Genomic DNA, 7491 nt, shown 5'->3' with positions numbered 1-7491 from the left:
GTCGAGCTGCGGCCCCCGGCGGCCCGCAGCACAGCGCCGCGGAAGGCAGGGGTCCGGTACGCCGGGGGCCGCAGCTCGACGGCCCCGGGGGCGGCACCCCGGTGCCCGGCGGCCGAGCGGAGCCGTACGACGGGCACGAGACACACCAGGCGTACCAGGCGCACCAGGCGCTTGACCCGGTGGCGGGCCGAGACAAGCCGTACGGCGCGCGGCACCCGGGCGACCAACCGCGCGCGCAACCAGTCACCCAGCCGGCGTCGCCACCGGCGGCACGCCTCGCGTACGGGACCGGGCGGCAGCGGTCCGGGGAACCGCCCGTCCGCCGCCCACACCCCCACCGCGACGGCCGCCGCGGCGACCAGCGGCAGATGCAGCAGGGCGCTGAACGGGTCGACGTGCAGCGGCCCCGTCGAGGCGTACACCACGATGGCCACCCCGACCAGCAGATAGCCGCCCGTCACCCATCCGAAGGCGGTACGCGGGTGGAGCGTGGCCTCCTCGGACACCCACAGCCCCGGGCCACCCGCCGCCTCCGCCGCCTCGTCCGCCTCCTCCGGCACACCCGTCTCGATCGCATGGCGCCCGGCCCGGTAGAGCAGCCAGCACGGCAGCGCGCTGAGCAGCAGCGGGGTCAGCCCGACGGGCGCGGAGTCCCCCGACAGCGTCTCGGTCCGTACGAGCTCCGCGCCATGCGCGAGTAGCCACAGGTCGGCGGCGATGTGCAGGGCGCCGTCCGGGCTGCTGTCGGGAGACGAGGAGGTGATCCACAGCAGGAGTACGACGACGGCGAGCGCGCCAAGACCGAGCCCCGCGGCGACGACGCCGCCAAGGAACGCCTCTCTCACCTCGGAGGAGGGGCGCCGGAGCGCGGCGCGGCCGGGGGAGGACAACGACGGGCTGCGATCGGTCAATTGGGTCACGCGCCCATGCTGCCAATAACCGCCGTTTCATCCGCACATCAGGCGATTAGTCGCCGTGTCGTAAAGATTGCGCTTATGCACCTTTCGCGGTAAAGGCGCATAAGCACAGGTGGCGGAGAGGCAGCCGGAACGGCAAAAGGCGCGGGCCCGCACCACCCCGTGGGTGATGCGGGCCCGCGCCCGTGAGCCGTACGCCCCGGTCGGCGGCGTCAGCCGGCCAGCGCGGCGCGCGCCAGGCGGGCGGTCTCGGACGGCGTCTTGCCGACCTTCACGCCCGCGGCCTCCAGGGCCTCCTTCTTCGCCTGCGCGGTGCCGGAGGAACCGGACACGATCGCACCGGCGTGGCCCATGGTCTTGCCCTCGGGCGCGGTGAAGCCCGCCACATAGCCGACGACCGGCTTGGTGACATTGGCCTTGATGAAGTCCGCGGCCCGCTCCTCCGCGTCGCCGCCGATCTCGCCGATCATCACGATCAGGTCGGTGTCGGGGTCGGCCTCGAAGGCGGCCAGGGCGTCGATGTGGGTGGTGCCGATGATCGGGTCACCGCCGATGCCGACGCAGGACGAGAAGCCGATGTCGCTCAGCTCGTACATCATCTGGTAGGTCAGCGTGCCGGACTTCGACACCAGACCGATCCGGCCGGGCTTGGTGATGTTGGCCGGGATGATGCCCGCGTTCGACTGACCCGGCGTGATCAGACCCGGGCAGTTCGGGCCGATGATGCGGGTCTTGTTGCCCTTCTGGCCGGCGTAGGCCCAGAAGTTGGCGGTGTCGTGGACCGCGATGCCCTCGGTGATCACGACGGCGAGCGGAATCTCGGCGTCGATCGCCTCGATGACCGCGTCCTTGGTGAACTTCTCCGGGACGAAGATGACGGTGACATCGGCGCCGGTGGCCTCGATGGCCTCCTTGACGGTGCCGAAGACCGGTACCTCGGTGCCGTCGAAGTCGACCTTCGTACCGGCCTTGCGCGGGTTCACACCACCGACGATGTTGGTACCCGAGGCGAGCATCCGACGGGTGTGCTTCTGACCCTCGGATCCGGTCATCCCCTGGACGATGACCTTGCTTTCCTTGGTGAGGAAGATAGCCATGGTGTTGGTGACCTGTTCCCTTACTTCGCAGCCGCGAGCTCGGCGGCGCGCTCGGCCGCTCCGTCCATGGTGTCCACCTGCTGCACGAGCGGGTGGTTGGCGTCGGTGAGGATCTTGCGACCCAGCTCCGCGTTGTTGCCGTCGAGGCGCACGACGAGCGGCTTGGTGACCTCTTCGCCCTTGGACTTCAGCAGCTCCAGGGCCTGGACGATGCCGTTGGCCACGGCGTCACAGGCGGTGATGCCGCCGAAGACGTTGACGAAGACGGACTTGACGTCCGGGTCGCCGAGGATGATCTCCAGACCGTTGGCCATCACCTCGGCGGAGGCGCCGCCGCCGATGTCGAGGAAGTTGGCGGGCTTGACGCCACCGTGGTTCTCACCGGCGTACGCGACGACGTCGAGGGTCGACATGACCAGACCGGCGCCGTTGCCGATGATGCCGACCTCGCCCTCAAGCTTGACGTAGTTGAGGCCCTTGGCCTTGGCGGCCGCCTCAAGGGGGTTGGCCGCGGCCTTGTCCTCGAGCGCCTCGTGCTCCGGCTGGCGGAAGGCGGCGTTCTCGTCCAGGGAGACCTTGCCGTCAAGGGCGATGATCTTGCCTTCGCCCGTCTTGACCAGCGGGTTGACCTCGACGAGGAGGGCGTCCTCCTCGATGAAGACCGTCCACAGGGTCTGCAGGACCTCGGCGACCTGATCGGCGATGTCGGCCGGGAACTTCGCCGCGGCGACGATCTCGGCGGCCTTCTCCTTGGTCACGCCCTCGATGGCGTCGACCGGGATCTTGGCAAGCGCCTCGGGGCTCTGCTCGGCGACCACCTCGATCTCCACGCCGCCCTCGACGGAGGCCATGGCGAGGAAGGTGCGGTTGGTACGGTCCAGCAGGAAGGAGACGTAGTACTCCTCCTTGATGTCCGCGGTCTGGGCCAGCATCACCTTGTGGACCGTGTGGCCCTTGATGTCCATGCCCAGGATCTGGGTGGCCTTGGCGACCGCGTCATCCGCGTCGGAGGCCAGCTTGACGCCACCGGCCTTGCCGCGGCCGCCGACCTTGACCTGCGCCTTGACGACCGCGCGGCCGCCCAGTCGCTCGGTCACCTCGCGCGCCGCCTCAGGCGTGTCGATGACTTCACCGGCCAGCACCGGTACACCGTGCTTGGCGAAGAGGTCCCTCGCCTGGTATTCGAACAGGTCCACGCGCGTCCGTCCCTTTTCCTGGAAATCGCGGTTCGTTGTCTGCGCGGGCGTGCCGCGGTGGCAGCGTGAGGACGCGATCTTTGACGAGGCGGCACACGTGCGCCGGGTACGCGGCATGTCCGTCTCGCAGGTTATCCCCGCAGGACCTGCGTCCCTAAATCGCAGATCACACTGGCGCGGTGATTACGGTCACAGATCGCGACCATACCCACCTATCTTTGTACAGCCGTGCTGCTCGGAGGGGGAAATGCCGATCGGGCGGCCCCCTCCCCAACGAGGGCCGCCCGATCGGTCAAGCAGATGCCGTACGGCGTACGGCAGGTGGTGTCATCAGACGTTCAGCCCGCCGAGGCCGTCAACGCCGTCGATGCCGTCGATGCCGTCGATGCCGTCGACGGTGGGCAGCTCGGCCGGGACGGCCGGGAGGTCCGCCGGGACGGTCGGCAGGTCCGCGGGCACGGTGGGCAGGTCAGCCGGAACGGCCGGCAGCTCCGCGGGCACAGCCGGGAGGTCCGCGGGCACGGTGGGCAGGTCCGCCGGAACCGTCGGGAGGTCCGCGGGGACGCTCGGCAGGTCCGCCGGAACCGTCGGCAGGCCCGTGGCCGGAACCGCCGGGAGGTCCGCCGGGACCGAGGGGACGCCCGGCAGGACCGGCAGGGCCGGGATGCCGGCGGCGTCCGTCAGGTCGGTCAGGTTGCCGGGCAGCGCCGGGACCAGGGTCTTCGCGCCGGCGACGGCGTTGCCGACGGTGACCTGGCCGTCATAGGTGACCGTCAGGGTGAGGCCCTGCACGAGCAGCACGCTGTCGCCGGCCACGCCCGTCGCGCCGTCCTGGGCGCCATTGGCCAGGTTCTGGGCGTACGGGGCGACCTGCAGGTACACATCGTCGGCCAGCACGCCGGCGTCACCGACGGTCTGCTGGGCCACCGGGGTCACCTTGCCCACCACGTCGTTCCCGGCCGGGGGCAGCTCGCCCGGGGCGATGGAACCGGCGGTGGCCTGGGCGTCGCCCACGGCGCGCTGGGCCTTGCCGGCCAGCTCCTCCGGACGGACACCCGCGCCGGAGAGGGCGGCGAGCAGGTTGTCGGCCGAGCCGGGGGTGGCGGGCAGCTCAGGGGTGGCCGGGACGGCCGGCAGCTCGCCCGGGACGGAGGGGAGGGCGGGCACGGTCGGCAGCGAGCCGAGGCCGGGGAGCTGCGGGACGACGCCGGGCACCTCGCCGGTGGGCAGGTCGACGCCGCCGGTGACCTTCTTGGCGGCCTTCTGCGCCTTCTTGACGGTCTTCTTGGCCTTCTTGACCGTCTTCGCCGGGTCAACCTTGTCGGTGGCGCCGTTGGCGACGCCGCCGGTCAGACCGTCGGTCAGGCCGGTCACGTCGCCGACGCCCGGCAGGGCGCCCTTCGCGGTGCCGGTGACCTTCGAGGCCGCGCCGTCCACGGTGGCCTTGGCGCCGTCCACGGCCTTGCCGGCGGCACCGGTGACCTTGGAGGTGTCGGCCACGCCGTTGGTCACGTCCTTGACGCCGTCGGTCGGCAGCGTGTCCCCGGCGGTCTTGGCGGCGCCGCCGACGGTGCTGGTGACGCTGTCGGTGGCCGGGACCTCGGGGAGGGTGTCCGCGTTGGCGGCGGCGGTGCCGAGGGCCCAGATGCCGGTGGCGGCAGCGGCGACGAGGATGGAACGGCGGATGTTGTTACGCATGAGGGGGAAGTCCTTCGAATTCAGGGGGGATGTTCGGACGGGCAGACCTGACCCGCCCCCGCGCGGCAGGTCTCAAACAGACGGAGTGGAGGTCTGCCCTAGCCGGGAAATTCGAGGACTTCGTTGAACCGCTCACGCGTGGGCGCGGAGCTCTCGGCGCGTACGGCGCCGGGGCGCAGCCAGTGGCTCGCCTGGCCGCCGGGCACCAGGGCGGCATGGGTGTCCCCGCCACGGGGGGCGCCGCTGTCGCTGGTGCACTGGGCGACGGCCCCCGCCGGGGAACCGGGGAGGGGGAAGGGAAGCGGCGCCGGAACGCCGTCGCCCTGGGCCGGGCCGTGCGCCGCCCGCACGACCGGGGCCCGGTCGTGATCGGCGACGGTGCGCGGCGCGGTCACGGCCGACCGCAGGGCCGTGGGCCCCATACGGGTAGCGGCGCGCGCGGCCTGGTGTCCGGATGCCTTGTCGCCCTTGGCCTGGTGGCCGTCGGACGGCTGCTGAGCAGGCACGGAACCGCTCGGACCGGTGTCGTCGCCCGCCCCGCCGAGCACGTCGGAGGGCAGGTGGACGGGCAGGGACGAGCCCGTCTGGTCCAGCAGGTCGGTGACCGGCTCGGTGAGCTCCCGGGTCTGCTTCTCGACCGGCCGTACGGCATCTCGTACGGCGTCGTCGGCGACCTGCGCCGCGTCGTCGGTGGCCTTGGTGGCCCCCGCGTCGTCGGTGGCCTGGGCGGCGTCGTTCGTGTGCCGCGCCACGGCGTCGTCGGCGCTGTCCGGGCCGAGCAGCCCGGAGGTGGCCGACGAACCGGCCGCCCCGCCCGTGTCCGTACGGTCCGCGGCGTGCGCGCTGCCCCCGAAGAGGAACGCGAGCGCCAGGAAGCCCCCGAGGAACAGCGCCGCCAGCAGCGCCCGCCGCGCGGCCGCGGTGCGCGGCAGGCGCACTGCGACAGGCATGGCGGACACAGCAGACAAGATCGGAGGCCTTCCCAGAGGTACGGGCATACGGGCATACAGAACACGGCGAAGCAGATTTGGATCGACCAATCGGAAGGTCAGATTCACTTCCGCGGCGATGGGTTGATCCTTGCACGACGGACGGGGGGCGGCGCAACCCCCCGGCCACGGTTACAGCTCCTTGTCCGGTATGGGTAGTTGACGCTTTTCGATTGCCGCGGCCATGACGTCCGGGAAGAGATCGGGGGTGCAGGCGAAGGCGGGCGCGCCGAGCGCGGCGAGCGCCGCGGCGTGCTCCCGGTCATAGGCGGGCGCGCCCTCGTCGGACAGCGCGAGCAGCGCGACGAACTGCACACCGGACGCCTTCATCGCCGCGACCCGGCCCAGCATCTCGTCGCGTATGCCGCCCTCGTACAGATCGCTGATCAAAACGACCACGGTGTCGGCGGGGCGGGAGATCTGCGACTGGCAGTACGCGAGCGCCCGGTTGATGTCCGTGCCGCCGCCGAGCTGGGTGCCGAAGAGCACGTCCACCGGGTCGTCCAGCTCCTCCGTCAGATCCACGACGGCGGTGTCGAAGACGACGAGCCGGGTGGCGAGGGAGCGCATCGAGGCCAGTACGGCGCCGAAGACGGAGGCATAGACGACGGACGCGGCCATCGACCCCGACTGGTCGATGCACAGGATCACGTCCTTCTTCACCCCGTGCGCCGCGCGCCCGTATCCGATCAGCCGTTCGGGGACGACAGTCCGGTGCTCGGGGAGGTAGTTCTTCAGGTTCGCGCGGATGGTGCGGTCCCAGTCGATATCGCGGTGGCGCGGGCGGCTGGTCCGGGCGGTGCGGTCGAGGGCGCCGGTGAGGGTGGCGCGGGTGCGGGTGGCCAGCTGCTTCTCCAGGTCCTCCACGACCTTGCGGACGACGGCGCGGGCGGTGGTCTTGGTCGTCTCCGGCATCGCCTTGTTGAGCGAGAGCAGGGTCCCGACGAGGTGGACGTCCGCCTCCACGGCCTCCAGCATCTCGGGCTCCAGGAGCAGCGCGGACAGGCCGAGCCGGTCGATGGCATCGCGCTGCATGACCTGGACCACAGAGGTGGGAAAGTATCGGCGGATGTCGCCCAGCCAGCGGGCCACTTGGGGCGCGGAGCCGCCGAGCCCGGCCGCGCGCGGACCGCTCCCCGGCGAGCCGCCGCGGGCGGTGGCGGCCGCGCCGCCACCGGGGCCCGTCCCGCCGCCAGCGCCGTAGAGCGCTTCGAGTGTGCGGTCCATCGCGGCGTCCTGCCCGCTCAGCGCGTATCCGGTCCCGTCGCCGCCCTGCCCGCCGAGCACCAGCCGCCAGCGGCGCAGCCGCTCGTCCGTGGCTTCCCCGGCCGTCTCCGCGGTCATCCGGCCACCTCCGACGCGTGGCTGTTGTGGCTGTCGTGGCTGTTGTGGTTGTTGTGGTTGTTGTGGTTGTCGTGGCTGTCGTCAAGCCCCAGGAGAAGGCGGACCGCCGGCAGGGCGGCCGCCGCGCGCCCCTCGTCCAGCCCGGGCCCGAACCCGGGCGCGGGCGGGCCACCGACCGGCCGCGGGCCGTCGCCCGCCGCCGGTCCGCGGCGGACCAACTCGCCGAGCGTGCGGCGCACCCCGGCGTCGT

Annotated in this window: 7 protein-coding genes; all 7 read right to left on the bottom strand. The window is 71.9% G+C overall.

Annotated elements, in window-relative coordinates; translation table 11 throughout:
• On the bottom strand, positions 1 to 920 hold a 920-nt coding region (locus tag CCN51_RS59440), incomplete at its 3' end, for a cell division protein PerM (protein ID WP_281262479.1).
• 209 nt (positions 921 to 1129) lie between these two features.
• On the bottom strand, positions 1130 to 2014 hold the full coding sequence (sucD, locus tag CCN51_RS42355) for a succinate--CoA ligase subunit alpha (protein ID WP_014177349.1): 885 nt from the start codon (positions 2012 to 2014) through the stop codon (positions 1130 to 1132).
• 20 nt (positions 2015 to 2034) lie between these two features.
• Positions 2035 to 3210 carry an ADP-forming succinate--CoA ligase subunit beta gene (gene sucC / locus CCN51_RS42350; RefSeq protein WP_086860786.1) on the bottom strand — a complete coding sequence of 392 codons (1176 nt, stop codon included), beginning with the start codon at positions 3208 to 3210 and terminating at the stop codon, positions 2035 to 2037.
• Positions 3211 to 3540: 330 nt separating this feature from the next.
• Positions 3541 to 4908: a hypothetical protein gene (locus CCN51_RS42345; RefSeq protein WP_014177351.1), complete on the bottom strand. Its 1368-nt coding sequence runs from the start codon at positions 4906 to 4908 to the stop codon at positions 3541 to 3543.
• Between the two features lie 98 nt (positions 4909 to 5006).
• A complete protein-coding gene (locus CCN51_RS42340) occupies positions 5007 to 5858 on the bottom strand; it encodes a hypothetical protein (RefSeq protein ID WP_043487054.1) in 852 nt (283 codons plus the stop codon).
• A gap of 171 nt (positions 5859 to 6029) precedes the next feature.
• Positions 6030 to 7241, bottom strand: coding sequence for a VWA domain-containing protein (locus CCN51_RS42335; RefSeq protein WP_014177353.1), 1212 nt, complete (start codon positions 7239 to 7241; stop codon positions 6030 to 6032).
• Positions 7238 to 7491, bottom strand: a 254-nt coding sequence (locus CCN51_RS42330; protein ID WP_143676073.1) for a hypothetical protein, incomplete at its 5' end; no start/stop codon positions are given. The genes CCN51_RS42330 and CCN51_RS42335, both read right to left, overlap by 4 nt.

The organism is Streptomyces milbemycinicus, assembly GCF_002154605.1.
Classification (GTDB): domain Bacteria; phylum Actinomycetota; class Actinomycetes; order Streptomycetales; family Streptomycetaceae; genus Streptomyces; species Streptomyces milbemycinicus.
Note: the sequence above shows the minus strand (reverse complement) of the source record. Positions and strands in the feature narration are given on the sequence as shown.